This is a genomic window from Streptomyces himastatinicus ATCC 53653 (assembly GCF_000158915.1).
Classification (GTDB): domain Bacteria; phylum Actinomycetota; class Actinomycetes; order Streptomycetales; family Streptomycetaceae; genus Streptomyces; species Streptomyces himastatinicus.
In genome coordinates, this window is the sequence record NZ_GG657754.1 from 5,759,194 (window position 1) to 5,771,833 (window position 12,640).

General features: G+C 70.9%; 14 protein-coding genes. 8 read left to right on the forward strand and 6 right to left on the reverse strand.

What is annotated here, in order from left to right:
• Positions 1-778 (reverse strand): MFS transporter (locus SSOG_RS24405; protein ID WP_039938586.1); only part of this gene is annotated, 778 nt, incomplete at its 3' end.
• A 142-nt stretch (positions 779-920) separates the two neighbouring features.
• Between SSOG_RS24405 and SSOG_RS24410 the strand changes: the two genes are divergently transcribed.
• The 6 genes from SSOG_RS24410 (at position 921) to SSOG_RS24435 (ending at position 7,784) form a co-directional block, all read left to right on the forward strand.
• A complete protein-coding gene (locus SSOG_RS24410; RefSeq protein ID WP_009716917.1) occupies positions 921-1,682 on the forward strand; it encodes a phosphoglyceromutase in 762 nt (253 codons plus the stop codon).
• Between the two features lie 276 nt (positions 1,683-1,958).
• Complete coding sequence (locus SSOG_RS24415; RefSeq protein WP_009716918.1) at positions 1,959-2,576, forward strand: RNA polymerase sigma factor; 618 nt, start codon at positions 1,959-1,961, stop codon at positions 2,574-2,576.
• Positions 2,569-3,543 (forward strand): CU044_5270 family protein, encoded by a 975-nt coding sequence (locus SSOG_RS24420; protein ID WP_039938587.1) that lies wholly within the window; start codon positions 2,569-2,571, stop codon positions 3,541-3,543. The genes SSOG_RS24415 and SSOG_RS24420 overlap by 8 nt, the downstream gene beginning before the upstream one ends.
• A gap of 188 nt (positions 3,544-3,731) precedes the next feature.
• On the forward strand, positions 3,732-6,131 hold the full coding sequence (locus SSOG_RS24425) for a glycosyltransferase (RefSeq protein WP_245606368.1): 2,400 nt from the start codon (positions 3,732-3,734) through the stop codon (positions 6,129-6,131).
• Positions 6,132-6,238: 107 nt separating this feature from the next.
• Positions 6,239-6,670: a hypothetical protein gene (locus SSOG_RS24430; RefSeq protein WP_208867374.1), complete on the forward strand. Its 432-nt coding sequence runs from the start codon at positions 6,239-6,241 to the stop codon at positions 6,668-6,670.
• Between the two features lie 145 nt (positions 6,671-6,815).
• Complete coding sequence (locus tag SSOG_RS24435) at positions 6,816-7,784, forward strand: glycosyltransferase family 2 protein (protein WP_106516452.1); 969 nt, start codon at positions 6,816-6,818, stop codon at positions 7,782-7,784.
• Here the strand turns inward: SSOG_RS24435 and SSOG_RS24440 are convergent.
• The 5 genes from SSOG_RS24440 to phoU form a co-directional block, all read right to left on the reverse strand.
• Positions 7,768-8,127 (reverse strand): hypothetical protein, encoded by a 360-nt coding sequence (locus SSOG_RS24440; protein ID WP_009716923.1) that lies wholly within the window; start codon positions 8,125-8,127, stop codon positions 7,768-7,770. The two genes, SSOG_RS24435 and SSOG_RS24440, sit on opposite strands and share 17 nt — an antisense overlap.
• On the reverse strand, positions 8,127-8,714 hold the full coding sequence (locus SSOG_RS24445; protein ID WP_009716924.1) for a DUF6232 family protein: 588 nt from the start codon (positions 8,712-8,714) through the stop codon (positions 8,127-8,129). Before SSOG_RS24445 ends, SSOG_RS24440 begins: the two co-directional genes overlap by 1 nt.
• 262 nt (positions 8,715-8,976) lie before the next feature.
• Complete coding sequence (locus tag SSOG_RS24450; RefSeq protein WP_009716925.1) at positions 8,977-9,186, reverse strand: hypothetical protein; 210 nt, start codon at positions 9,184-9,186, stop codon at positions 8,977-8,979.
• Positions 9,187-9,311: 125 nt separating this feature from the next.
• Positions 9,312-9,437 carry a hypothetical protein gene (locus SSOG_RS57530; RefSeq protein WP_267893817.1) on the reverse strand — a complete coding sequence of 42 codons (126 nt, stop codon included), beginning with the start codon at positions 9,435-9,437 and terminating at the stop codon, positions 9,312-9,314.
• 113 nt (positions 9,438-9,550) lie between these two features.
• On the reverse strand, positions 9,551-10,228 hold the full coding sequence (phoU, locus tag SSOG_RS24455) for a phosphate signaling complex protein PhoU (protein WP_039938588.1): 678 nt from the start codon (positions 10,226-10,228) through the stop codon (positions 9,551-9,553).
• A gap of 289 nt (positions 10,229-10,517) precedes the next feature.
• Here phoU and phoR point away from each other — a divergent pair, with 289 nt between their 5' ends.
• Entirely contained in the window at positions 10,518-11,807 is a 1,290-nt protein-coding gene (gene phoR / locus SSOG_RS24460; protein WP_009716927.1) for a two-component system sensor histidine kinase PhoR, read from the forward strand.
• Entirely contained in the window at positions 11,804-12,484 is a 681-nt protein-coding gene (gene phoP / locus SSOG_RS24465) for a two-component system response regulator PhoP (RefSeq protein WP_009716928.1), read from the forward strand. The genes phoR and phoP overlap by 4 nt, the downstream gene beginning before the upstream one ends.
• Positions 12,485-12,640: the final 156 nt, after the last annotated feature.

Consider the following 12,640-nt stretch of genomic DNA (forward strand, 5'->3'; position numbering starts at 1 on the left):
GCCCGAAGTCCGCGCTGGACAGCCCGTCCGCGCCCATCGCCACCGGCAGCGCCACGTAGCCCTGCTGGAAGAGCGTCGCGAGCAGGTACGTCAGCGCGACCAGGGCCATGAACCGCCGGTCCCGCAGCACCGTCCCGAGCCCGACCGCCTTTCCGTCCGCCCCGCGCCCCGCGCTCTCCCCCTCCGGGCGGGATTCCGGCAGCTTGACGAAGATGATCAGCGCGCACAGCAGCGTCATCCCCGCGTCGGCCAGGAACAGCGTCAGATAACCGTGCCGGGCGATCAGCCCCGCCGCCATCGCGGAGAACGCGAAGCCCAGGTTGATGGCCCAGTAGTTGAGCGAGAACGCCCGCACCCGGTCCTCGGGGGCGACGATGTCCGCCATCATCGCCTGCACCGCGGGCCGCGACGCGTTGGTCGTCATGCCCACCAGGCAGGCCACCGCCGCGATCGCCACCGGATCCTCTACGAAACCCAGCACGGCCACCGTGACCGCCGTCGACACCTGCGCCACCAGCAGCGTGGGCCGCCGCCCGAGCCGGTCGGTGAGCACCCCCGCGACCACCGCCGACACCACCCCGCCCAGCCCGTACAGCGCCCCGACCAGCCCGGCGAACGTCGCCGAGTAGCCGCGCTCCACCGTCAGGTACATCGCAAGAAAGGTGGCCACGAAACCGCCCAGCCGGTTCACCAGCGTGGACGTCCACAACCACCAGAACGCCCGGGGCAACCCCGAAACGCTCTCCTTCGCGGCCAATCTCCACCGGGCGACGGACATCGCGAACCCCCCACGGTCATACGCCCCCATGTAAGAGGCGCTAGCGGCATCCGCAACTTACGACCGCTTCCCCCTCGCCCGCCACTCAATTGACCAGGTCCGTCAACCGACCGCCCCGAACCCGTCCAGTAGGCTCGACCGCATGGCCGACGCACCGTACAAGCTGATCCTCCTCCGCCACGGCGAGAGCGAGTGGAACGCGAAGAACCTGTTCACCGGCTGGGTGGACGTGAACCTCAACGAGAAGGGCGAGAAGGAGGCAGTCCGCGGCGGTGAGCTGCTGAGCGACGCCGGCCTGCTCCCCGACGTGGTCCACACCTCCGTCCAGAAGCGCGCGATCCGCACCGCGCAGCTCGCCCTCGAGGCCGCCGACCGCCACTGGATCCCGGTCGCCCGCAGCTGGCGCCTCAACGAGCGCCACTACGGCGCCCTCCAGGGCAAGGACAAGGCCCAGACCCTCGCCGAGTTCGGCGAGGAGCAGTTCATGCTGTGGCGCCGCTCGTACGACACCCCGCCGCCCCCGCTCGAGGACGGCGCCGAGTGGTCCCAGAGCGCCGACCCGCGCTACGCCACCATCCCCCCGGAGCTGCGCCCCCGCACCGAGTGCCTCAAGGACGTCGTCGTCCGGATGCTCCCGTACTGGTACGACGCCATCGTCCCCGACCTCCTGAGCGGCCGCACCGTCCTCGTCGCCGCCCACGGCAACTCCCTGCGCGCCCTGGTCAAGCACCTCGACGGCGTCTCCGACGCCGACATCGCGGGCCTCAACATCCCCACCGGCATCCCGCTCGCCTACGAGCTCGACGCCGACTTCCGCCCCACCAACCCGGGCGGCACCTACCTCGACCCGGAGGCCGCGAAGGCCGCGATCGAGGCGGTCAAGAACCAGGGCAAGAAGAAGTAACCCGACCCCAGTAAGCCCCCGGCCTGCGAGTTCTTCGCGGGGCGGGGGCTTTTTGGTGGTGCTGGCCCGTTGGGCTGGCCCGTCCCTGGGCCGTCAGGTGCGACGACGCCGGCGGCGTACGCGGATGTCGAGGACGATCAGCAGCGCCACGGGGGGCGATTGGTTCCGCTCCGGCTCCAGCAGTCAGGGCCCCGAGGGAACTCGCCGCGGGCGACGGGCGAAGGAGAGATGAAAGCCCAAGCCTTCGAAGCGTTCCCCAGGATGAGAGGAGCCCCGATGACCGTCGAGCCAGGCGTCCGCACGGGGGCGGAGAGCGATGCCTCGGTCATTGCGCGGTCCCGGGATGAGCCCGAGGCATTCGCCGTGCTTTTCGACCGGCACGCGGATGCGGTACACCGTTATCTGGCCCGTAGGCTCGGCGGCGAGTCGGCCGACGACCTCATGGCAGAGACCTTCACCACTGCTTTCCAGCAGCGGCACCGGTACGACCCCGCGCGGGCCACGGGCAACGACGCCCGGCCCTGGCTGTTCGGCATAGCGACCAACCTGGTCGGACGGCACCGTCGGGCCGAGGCCCGCCGGTTCAAGGCCCTGGCCCGCATCCCGGCGCCCGCCGACCACGAGGAGCCGCTGGCCGACCGGGCCGCGGCCCGGGTAGGGGCACAGGCCGTGCGCCGCGAGCTGGCGGCGGCACTGGCCGCACTGCCCGCGCGGCACCGGGACGTGCTGCTGCTGGTGGCGTGGGGCGGTCTCGGCTACGAGGAGGTGGCCCAGGCCCTCGGTGTCCCCATCGGCACGGTCAGATCACGGCTGCACCGGGCTCGCAGCAAGCTACGCGAAGCGTTGGGCGGATCCGATCCGACGACACTGCGAGAGGTATCCGGCCATGACTGACGAACTCGAACTCCTGCGGGACTGGGACGCGGACGCGGCCCCGCTCACCGAACCGGCCCGAGCACAGGCCCGCCACCGACTGCTCAACACGATCGCGCGCACGGAGCGGCACCCCGACGCCGCACCCAGCCGCCGCCACGCGCTGCGCCTCGCGACAGCCGCGGTGGTCACCATGGCGGTTACGGGCACCGCGGTACTGATCGCCGCGGACGGCGCCGACGAGGGCGACCGCACCGACCGCGCGGGCACGAACGCCCCGCAGATGCGCAACGTCGGTGCCGTGACGGTGCTGAACGGGGCGGCAGCGCGGGCGAGTAGGCACGAGAAGCCCGTGGCGCCGCGCGACGACCAGTTCATCTACTGGAAGCGGATCATCAAGGAGACGGAGCGGAAGACCGGCGCGGTCAAGACCTACGTGGACGTGAACTGGGACTCGGTGGACGGCTCCAAGCGATCTTTGACCATGGAACTCGGCCGGGTGATCTGGGAGAAGCCCCTGGGGAAGGGCGAGGGCGTGTGGCCGCCCCGGGAGTGGAGCCGGCTGAAGAAGCTGCCCACCGACCCGGAGAAGCTCATCCCGCGCATCATCGGCGTCGGCACGTCCGACAAGTCGATCGACGACTTCACCGCGTGGGACTGGTACGACGCCTACTTCATGCTCGGCGAGCTCCTGAAGTGGCCGGTGCTGCCCGAGGGACTGCGTCCCGCCGCGTACGAGGCGCTGGCCCTGGTGCCCGGGGTCAAGGCGACCCCGGGGATGAAGGACTCCGCCGGGCGCACCGGGGTGGGCATCTCCTACCCCAAGGATGCGTCCGAGAAGGGCAAGTACCTCATCTTCGACCCGGAGTCCTATGAATTCCTGGGCTTCCGCGACGAGCGAATCTCGCGTTCCGGGAAGAAGACGTACATCCAGCTGTCGCACGTGGTGGACTGGGCGATCGTCGACCGCTTGAAGCAGCGCCCCTAGCCTGGGCCGGTCAGGGGCGGTCTCGTGGAGACCGCCCCTGACACGTGGGAAAGCCGGTGGCCGGCGGCCCGTCGCGGGGGTGGCCCACCGTTCGGGTGATTGCTCCGGCGGCGGGCATCGGCGGATATCCGGGCCGCCGGGCAGGCGGACATACTGTTCTAATGGGTGCACAAAAGACAATTCCCCCCTTGATTCATCAGACATGGAAAGACGCCGACCTCCCCCCGGCATGGCAGAAGTGGGCCGAGTCCTGGCGGCTGCATCACCCCGGCTGGGGATACCGGTTGTGGACGGACGCGGACAATCGCGCGTTTCTCCAGGACCACTATCCGTGGTTCCTGCCGGTCTACGACGGCTATCCCGAACCGATCATGCGGGCCGACGCGATCCGCTATTTCTTGCTCGACCATTTCGGTGGTCTCTACGTGGATCTGGATTTCGAGTGCCTGAAGCCGGTCTCCGGCCTCCTTGACGGGCGCGAACTCGTCCTCGGCTGTGAACCCGAGGTGCACACCCGCTTGTTGCTGGCGCGGCAGCGCGGATTCGCCCGCATCGTCGGCAACGCGTTCATCGCGTCGCGGCCGGGCCACCCCCTCTGGGGCCATGTGCACCGTCGGCTGGTCGGCGCGCACAAGCTGCCGGGCACGCTCGACACGACCGGGCCGTTCTTCCTCACCAGGGCGGTCGACAGCGCGCCGGAGCCGGAGTCGATCACGGTGGTCGGGCCGGAGGCGCTGTATCCGGAGGTGAGCCCGTACGCGACGGAGCTGTTCGGCCCGCAGGAGGCCGACTACGACCGTGCCTACGCCGTGCACCACTGGTCGGGCAGCTGGGCCTGCGACACCGCGACCGCGCCGAGGGGCTCGGCGGGCAGGCGGCTCCCGTTCTGGGCGAGCCAGGAGCTGCAACCGATCGCCGACGGCCTGCTCAACCTGGAGGCGCAGCGCCGCCGTTGGGCCGCGGGCGCGCCGGCGCCGACCGTGTCCTGCCTGATGGTGACCAAGGACCGCTCGGCGACGGCACGCCGCGCGATCAGGTGCTTCACCGCTCAGACCTATCCGAACCTGGAGCTGGTCGTGCTGGAGGACGGCACCGACGACGTGCTCGAGCGGCACATCCGTGAGCTGGGCGATCCGCGGATCCGCCACCACCGGCTCCCCCCGGAGCGACGGACCCTGGGGGAGCTGCGCAATGAGGCGGTGGACCGGGCCACCGGGGCGTACGTGTGCCAGTGGGACGACGACGACCTGTACGACCCGGAGCGGGTGGAGACCCAGATGGCGGCGATTCTCGCGCTCGGTGCCGACGCGTGCTTCCTCGCCCGTGAGCGGCTGTGGTGGCCCGCCCGCCGCAAGCTCGCCGTGTCCTGCGCGCGGGTCTGGGAGGGGTCGATGGTGTGCGCGAAGGACCGGCTTCCGCGCTATCCGGCCGAGCGCCGTGGCGAGGACACCCCGGTGGCCGAGGGGCTGGTCCGCGGCTGCCGGGTCGTCTCGGTGGACGCGCCCGCCCTGTACACCTACGTATGCCACGGGAACAACACCTTCGACGAGTCGCATTTCGCGGAGCACTTCGAGGTGGCGACCCAGGTGTGGGCCGAACCCGGCCCCTACGCCGAGCAGTTGCTCGCGATGGCGACCCGGCTGCCGCTCGAGCCGGGGGACATCGCGCACGCCGAGACCGTCGAGACCGCCGCAGACGCCGCGCGCACGGACGAGCGGAACCCGCGGCCGGTCGCCGAGCCCGCCGTGGCACCGGCGAGCGAGCGGCCCCCGGTGCTGGTGCTCACGCCCCTCAAGGACGCGGCCGCGTTCCTGCCCGGCTATCTGGACCGACTGCGCACGCTGGACTACCCGCGCGAGGCGATCTCGCTGGGCCTGCTGGAGGGCGACAGCAGGGACGAGACCCCGGAACTGCTCCGGCAGGTCCTGCCCGGCCTCGAGGCGGAGTTCCGGCGGGTGACCCTCGTCCACCGTGACTTCGGCCTCCAGCTGGCCGGACCCCGCTGGGAGCAGGGCGTCCAGCGCCGGCGCCGGTCGGTGCTGGCCAAGGTGCGCAACCATCTCCTCGCCCGGGCCCTGGCCGACGAGGAGTGGGTGCTGTGGCTCGACGTCGACGTCACGGGCTACCCGGCGGACCTCGTCCAGCGCCTGCTCGGCGCGCGCAAGGACATCGTCGTCCCGCACTGCGCCACCGCGCCCGGCGGGCCGACGTACGACCTCAACACCTTCGTCCTCAAGCCCGGAGCGGGCACGCTCGACTGGGACCGGTGGCTGCGCGACGGCATCCTCCAGCCGCCCAGGGGCTTCGGCCGGACGTACCTCGAGGAGTTGCGCGGACGCGGACGCGGACTCGTACGCGTCGACTCGGTCGGCGGAACCGCGTTGCTGGTCCGTGCGGAGCTGCACCGCGACGGCCTCACCTTCCCGTCCTTCCCCTACCGCCAGTTCATCGAGACCGAGGGGCTGGCCGCGATGGCCCTGGACATGGGGACCGCCTGCTGGGCCCTGCCCGATCTGGAAGTGGTGCATCCGCACCACGGCGCCCCGCGACCGGAGCCCGCCACCCTGGCCGTCACGCACAGTGAGTAATCGTTTTGACGCATTGAGTGACCAAACTTACGGTGGCTTCACTGCCCGCGTCGCGACATCACCGGCATTCCGGGCAGCTCCTCCGCATCCAAAGGAAAGGTGCCACCGTGAAATCCCGTGTCATGACCTCACTGGCTCTGCCTGCCGCGCTGGCCACGGCCGGACTGCTCAGCACCGCGGAAGCGGCCTACGCCGCCGTCGCCCCGGACACGCGAACGGGGACGGCGGCGTACGGGCACTCAGGGCAGCCCATGAGCGGCGACGTCACCCTCACGTCCGGGACCAGCCACCCCTGCGAGCCGATAGGCAACGTCACGATCACCGACTACGGCCACTGCTGCCCGCCGGTGAACAACGTGACCATCACCGACTACGGCCACTGCTGCCCGCCGGTGAACAACGTGACCATCACCGACTACGGGCACTGCTGCAACGTCGGCAACGTCACCATCCCCGACTGGGGGTGGTTCTGCGAGACCGATCAGGACCCCGGACGCGGGCTCGGGCTCGGCCACTACCGCGCGTACGAGCGCAGCTAGCGCAGGATCCGTCGCTGTGCCCGGCCGTGGGCCCGCGGAAGTGGCCCCCGGGGGGACGGCCGGCGCTCGGAACACCGGCCTCCGGCCCGCCCGATTCCCGCCCCTGTTCCCACGCCCCTTCCCGTCCCGAACCGAAAGACCGCGCATGCCAGACAACCCCGCCCCTGTGGTCTCGGTGGTCATCCCCTGCCATGACTACGCCCGCTATCTGCCCGAGGCCGTGTCCAGCATCGTTGCCCAGACCTATCCGGACTGGGAGCTCCTCGTCGTCGACGACGGCAGCACCGACAACACCGTCGAGGTGACCCGGTCCCTGATCGCCCGCCATCCCGACCGGCGCATCAGGCTCGTCCAGCGGGCGAACGGCGGCGTCTCGGCCGCCCGTAACACCGGGATCGAGGAAGCCGCCGGCCGCTACGTCCTTCCGCTGGACGCCGACGACGTGATCGCTCCCACGATGCTCGAGAAGACCGTCGCGGTCCTGGACGGCGACCCCGGCATCGCGATCGCCTCCACCGACGTGTTCACCTTCACCGACGACGATCTGCCCCCGCAGGCGATGACCCTCCCCGCCTACAGCCGGGAACTGATGCTCCAGCGGCTGATCATGTTCTACTGCTCGCTGTACCGCCGGGAGGCGTGGCAGACCGTGGGCGGCTACGACGAGAGCATGCGGGCCGGAGAGGACTGGGACTTCTGGGTCGGCTGCGTCGAGCACGGCTTCGATGCCCACCACATCCATGAGCCGCTGTTCGGGGCGCGCAACAAGGACACGGGACTGCACGTGGAGGCCGCCGAGAACGACCTGGCCATCCGGGCGCGGATCGTGGCCAACCACCCGAGCCTGTTCAAGCCGATCACCCGTGGCTGGGCGCGGGCCGTGCTCAGCCAGGACGCGGAAGCCTGCCTACGGGACGAACACGTGCCCGACGACATCCTCACCCGGGCCGCCGAGATGGATCACTTCCTCACCGCGGTGATGGCCCTCCAGCGCACGGCGCGGGTGCAGCACTACCACATCCAGCGGCTGACGAAGGAGCTGGAGGCTCACCGCCCCGCGGCCGGCTCTCCCGCCCAGGAGAAGGACTCGAGAGAGCTCACTTCGCACCCATGAGTTCGAGGACCTTGTTGACGGCCTCGACGACCGGTACGCCGAGCGCGCCGACGGTCGCGGCGATGCCCGCGACGGCGAGCAGGGCGCGGTGCCGCTCCTGCGGCTGGACATCCGCTTCGGCGCGGAGCGCCGGGAGCGAGTCGTCGAGGGCGCCGGCGCTGACCGGAGGCACCTGGGCGCGCAGTTGCTGGAGGAGGGTGAGGAGCTCGCGGAGGGCCTCTTGGACGGCCTCGGGCTGCTCCTGGACCGGGGTGACGCGCTTGTCGATGCCGACGTTGCCCGAGCCGCCGTGCATGGTGACGTGGTCGCCGCTGCCGAAGTAGTAGTGCTGGTCCCCGCTCATCAGCTCGCCATCCCCACGTTGCCGCTGCCGCCGTACATGTTGACGTTGTCTCCGAAGTAGTAGTGCTGGGGGCTGATGGTGATGGTGTCCACCTGCACCGTGAATTCCGCCTCCGGGTTCTCGATCGCGTCGGCGATCTGGTGGGCCAGCTGCCGCAGTTGGTCCGGTTGGCGGCCGGACACCACGGCGGTGGACGGGCCGGAGGTCTCGATGGCCAGGACGAAGTGCGCGGGTGCGCCGAGCACCGACAGCATCTCCACGAGGGAGTAGATCAGCGCCGCGACCGCGGCGATCACCACGAGGACGAAGAGACCGCCGGAGCCACCGCTGTCGCCGCTGTCCAAGCCGCCGCGGCTGGAGCTGTCGATCATGGCGGCGAGCAGGGCCAGGACCGTCGTCACCGCCCCGATGATCAGCAGCCGCTTCACGAAGCGCAGCACGGCTTCCTTGCGCCGGGGGCGGATGGTGAGCGTGTACACCCGGGCGAGGTTGCGCAGCGGGTAGTAGGCGTCTCCGATCCAGAGCAGCCGCTTACTGACCCGCAGACCGACTCCGATGATCGGCTCCGTCGAGGCCGCTGGTGCCACATCGGGGTACGGGTCGGCGGCGGGCGGCGGACCGGCCGGTGGCTGCGGCGGGACGGCGGGCGGCGGACCGGTCGGGGGTTGCGGCGGAACGGTCGGCGGTGGCGGGCCTCCGACTGCGGATAAGGCCTCGGAAGGCTTGTTCCATGCCTGTCCCGCCGAGTCTGCTGATGCCACACGCCCCCCTTTGGACGACCTTGCCGAGTCACGTCCATTCACTCGGTTCAGCCCCGCCGGCGCAAGGGGTTTCACCGCCCGCGTGAGTCTAAGCGGCTGGCCAGTCGTCCGGGCCGCCGCCCTGCCAGTCGATCAGGCGGGTGTCCTCGCCCGTCAGGCCCGCGCGGGTCAGGAGGCCGCGCAGTTCGTCCGGGTTCACCACCACCCCCACGTCCTCGCCGTCGATCCGTACGCGGCGGCGGCCGTCGAGGGGTTCCTCGACGACCACGCGGGTCCGGGCGGGGGTCTCATCGTTCATACGACCAGATTCGCCGCAGCGGCCGCCGCCCGCACCTCGGCAGGGGATCGGCAGAGGATCGGCGGGGGCGACGGGACGGGGCCCGAAGCCGTCGTACGGCCCCGGGCCCCGCTCCTCGCATCAGCTCAGCCGCAGTTGCCGCCGCACGAGCAGGAGCCGCCGGACTGGCAGCCGCAGCTACAGCCCGAGCCGCAGCCGCAGGCGGCGATGGGGTGGGTGGGCTGGGGTTCGGGAAGGGTGATGTCCGCCATGAGTCGTCTCCTCGGGAGGGGGCACCTGCTGCTCATGGTCCCGGTTCACGGCCCGCCCACAGGGGCGCATCGACGGCGCGCGGAGGCACGCCGCCGTGATGCGGCCCTGCCCCTCAGGACTCCTGGGCGGCGCTCGACGAGGCCAGCTCGTCCGCGTGCTCGCCGGTGACCAGGTAGATGACGCGCTTGGCGACCGACACCGCGTGGTCCGCGAACCGCTCGTAGTAGCGGCCCAGCAGGGTCACGTCGACGGCCGTCTCGATGCCGTGCTTCCAGCGGTCGTCCATCAGGTGCTGGAAGAGGGTGCGGTGGAGCAGGTCCATCGCGTCGTCGTCCTGCTCCAGCTGCCCTGCGAGGTCGACGTCCTTGGTGACGATGACCTCGGCCGCCTTCGCCATCAGCCGCTGCGCGAGCTGGCCCATCTCCAGGATGGTGGCGTGGAGGTCGTGCGGCACGGCATTGTCCGGGAAGCGGAGCCGGGTGAGCTTGGCGACGTGCTGCGCCAGGTCACCGGAGCGTTCGAGGTCGGCGCTCATGCGCAGGCTGGTGACGACGATCCGCAGATCGGTGGCGACCGGCTGTTGCCGGGCGAGCAGGGCTATCGCCCGGCTCTCCAGGTCGCGCTGGAGGTCGTCGACCTTCTCATCGGCGGCTATGACGCTCTCGGCGAGCTTCAGGTCCGCGTCCAGGATGGATGTGGTGGCGCGGCCGATGGCCGAACCGACGAGCCGGGCCATATCGACCAGGCCCTCCCCGATCGAATCCAGCTCCTCGTGGTACGCGTCGCGCATCACTGACCTTCTCTCACTGACTCTCGCTGACGGTTCTTCGTGGACTCGTGTGCCCCACCCTGCCACGTTCGGCTCAGAACGCGTCCGGCGCGACCCCCCGCGGTTAACCGCCCAGGACGTCAAGGTGAACTCTCGGCAACGTCCCCCACGCCACCCCGTGCGGCGGTCGGCCGCGGCGGCGTCCGGAGTGAACCGGCGCCATCCCCCCGGTGAACTCTCGGCAACGTCTGTTCGAGGGGGCCCGTGCGGGGCTGTGGAGGCCGCTCCCCGCCCGCATAACCTTGGATGCATGAACGTGAACGCGGCGATCGCCGCAGTGGCGGCGCTCGCCGGGTTGTGCACCGGTGTCATCGCCATGCTGGCGTTCCGCTGGAGCGAGCGCGAACAGGCGAAGCCTACGCGCTCATCCCTGCATACCGATGCCGCTCTGCCGCCCGGTGTGGACACCGTGCTCTCGGTACTGCGTTCCTCGGCCGTCGTCCTCGACGAGGCGGACGCCGTCGTCAAGGCCAGCTCGGCCGCGTACGCGCTGGGACTGGTGCGCGGCGGCAAGCTCGCCGTCGAGCCGATGCTGGCGATGGCCCGCGACACCCGGCGGGACGGCGAGATCCGGCAGATCGAGCTGGACCTGCCGCGGCGCGGCACCGGCCGGGGCGACGCCCTCGCCGTATCCGCCAGAGTGGCTCCGCTCGGCTCCCGGCTGGTCCTGCTGCTGGTCGAGGACCTCACCGAGGCCCGCCGGATCGAGGCCGTACGGCGCGACTTCGTCGCGAACGTCAGCCATGAGCTGAAGACCCCGGTCGGCGCGCTCTCCCTGCTCTCCGAGGCCGTCATGGACGCGTCCGACGACCCGGAGGCGGTCAGCCGCTTCGCGGGCCGGATGCAGGTCGAGGCGACCCGGCTGTCCAGCCTCGTCCAGGAGCTGATCGACCTCTCCCGGGTCCAGAACGACGACCCGCTGGAGGACGCCGAGCCGGTACGGGTGGACGAACTGGTCGCCGAGGCCATCGACCGCTGCCGCCACCAGGCGGGCACCAAGCAGATCACGATGGCCACCGGCGGCACCGCCGATCTGCGGGTGTGGGGCAACCGCGGCCAGCTGGCCGCCGCCCTCGGCAACCTCGTCGAGAACGCGGTCAACTACAGCCCGGCCCGCACCCGCGTCGGCATCGCGGCCCGCCGCATCCCCGCGACGGGCGGCGACCTGGTCGAGGTCGCCGTCACCGACCAGGGCATCGGCATCTCGGAAAAGGACCGAGAGCGGATCTTCGAGCGGTTCTACCGGGTCGACCCGGCCCGCTCGCGGCAGACCGGTGGAACCGGCCTCGGTCTCGCCATCGTCAAGCATGTGGCCGCCTCGCACGGCGGGGAGGTCACGGTGTGGAGCGCTGAGGGACAGGGCTCCACCTTCACCCTGAGGCTCCCGGAAGCCGGTGCGGCGCGGGGGGACCGGGATCGCGCGGCCGGCGGGCCGGGCGAGCCGTACGATTCCGGATCCGACCTCGATGGTGAGGACGGCGACCGACCGTACGAGACCTTCACCAACGAACAACTTTCTGCCCCGGAGGTCCTTCCGTGACCCGAGTTCTGGTCGTCGAGGACGAGGAATCGTTCAGCGACGCGCTGTCGTACATGCTCCGCAAGGAGGGGTTCGAGGTCGCCATCGCGGCAACGGGGCCCGAGGGACTCGACGAGTTCGAGCGGAACGGCGCCGATCTGGTGCTGCTCGACCTGATGCTGCCGGGGCTGCCCGGTACGGAGGTGTGCCGCCAGCTGCGCGGCCGCTCCAACGTTCCGGTGATCATGGTCACCGCCAAGGACAGCGAGATCGACAAGGTCGTCGGCCTGGAAATAGGTGCCGACGACTACGTGACCAAGCCCTTCTCGTCGCGTGAGCTGGTGGCCCGCATCAGAGCCGTCCTGCGCCGCCGAGGCGAGCCGGAGGAGGTCACCCCCGCGGCCCTGGAGGCGGGCCCGGTCCGGATGGACGTGGACCGGCACGTGGTCACGGTCGGCGGCGGCAAGGTGGACCTCCCGCTGAAGGAGTTCGACCTGCTGGAGATGCTGCTGCGCAACGCGGGCCGGGTACTGACCCGGATGCAGCTGATCGACCGCGTGTGGGGCGCGGACTACGTGGGCGATACGAAGACCCTCGACGTCCACGTCAAGCGGCTGCGGGCCAAGATCGAGCCGGACCCGGGCGCCCCGCGCTATCTGGTGACGGTGCGCGGCCTGGGCTACAAGTTCGAGCCGTAAGCCACCGGCCTCGGGCCGGGCCCGCCGGACGGAGTCCGGCGCAGCGGGCCGAAGCCCGTGAGGCCCCCTGGGGCCGATCGGTGCGAGGTGCGCACGCGGGAGGGGCCGAGCCGTAAACGGGCCCGTACGGCCGCGTGCCGGCTGACAACGCGAGGG

Excerpts from the sequence above, each read along its gene's own strand:
- SSOG_RS24410 (WP_009716917.1), top strand. The coding sequence starts at position 921 with ATGGCCGACGCACCGTACAAGCTGATCCTCCTCCGCCACGGCGAGAGC.
- SSOG_RS24415 (WP_009716918.1), top strand. The coding sequence starts at position 1,959 with ATGACCGTCGAGCCAGGCGTCCGCACGGGGGCGGAGAGCGATGCCTCG.
- SSOG_RS24420 (WP_039938587.1), top strand. The coding sequence starts at position 2,569 with ATGACTGACGAACTCGAACTCCTGCGGGACTGGGACGCGGACGCGGCC.
- SSOG_RS24435 (WP_106516452.1), top strand. The coding sequence starts at position 6,816 with ATGCCAGACAACCCCGCCCCTGTGGTCTCGGTGGTCATCCCCTGCCAT.
- SSOG_RS24440 (WP_009716923.1), bottom strand. The coding sequence starts at position 8,127 with ATGAGCGGGGACCAGCACTACTACTTCGGCAGCGGCGACCACGTCACC.
- SSOG_RS24450 (WP_009716925.1), bottom strand. The coding sequence starts at position 9,186 with ATGAACGATGAGACCCCCGCCCGGACCCGCGTGGTCGTCGAGGAACCC.
- SSOG_RS57530 (WP_267893817.1), bottom strand. The coding sequence starts at position 9,437 with ATGGCGGACATCACCCTTCCCGAACCCCAGCCCACCCACCCCATCGCC.
- phoU (WP_039938588.1), bottom strand. The coding sequence starts at position 10,228 with ATGCGCGACGCGTACCACGAGGAGCTGGATTCGATCGGGGAGGGCCTG.
- phoR (WP_009716927.1), top strand. The coding sequence starts at position 10,518 with ATGAACGTGAACGCGGCGATCGCCGCAGTGGCGGCGCTCGCCGGGTTG.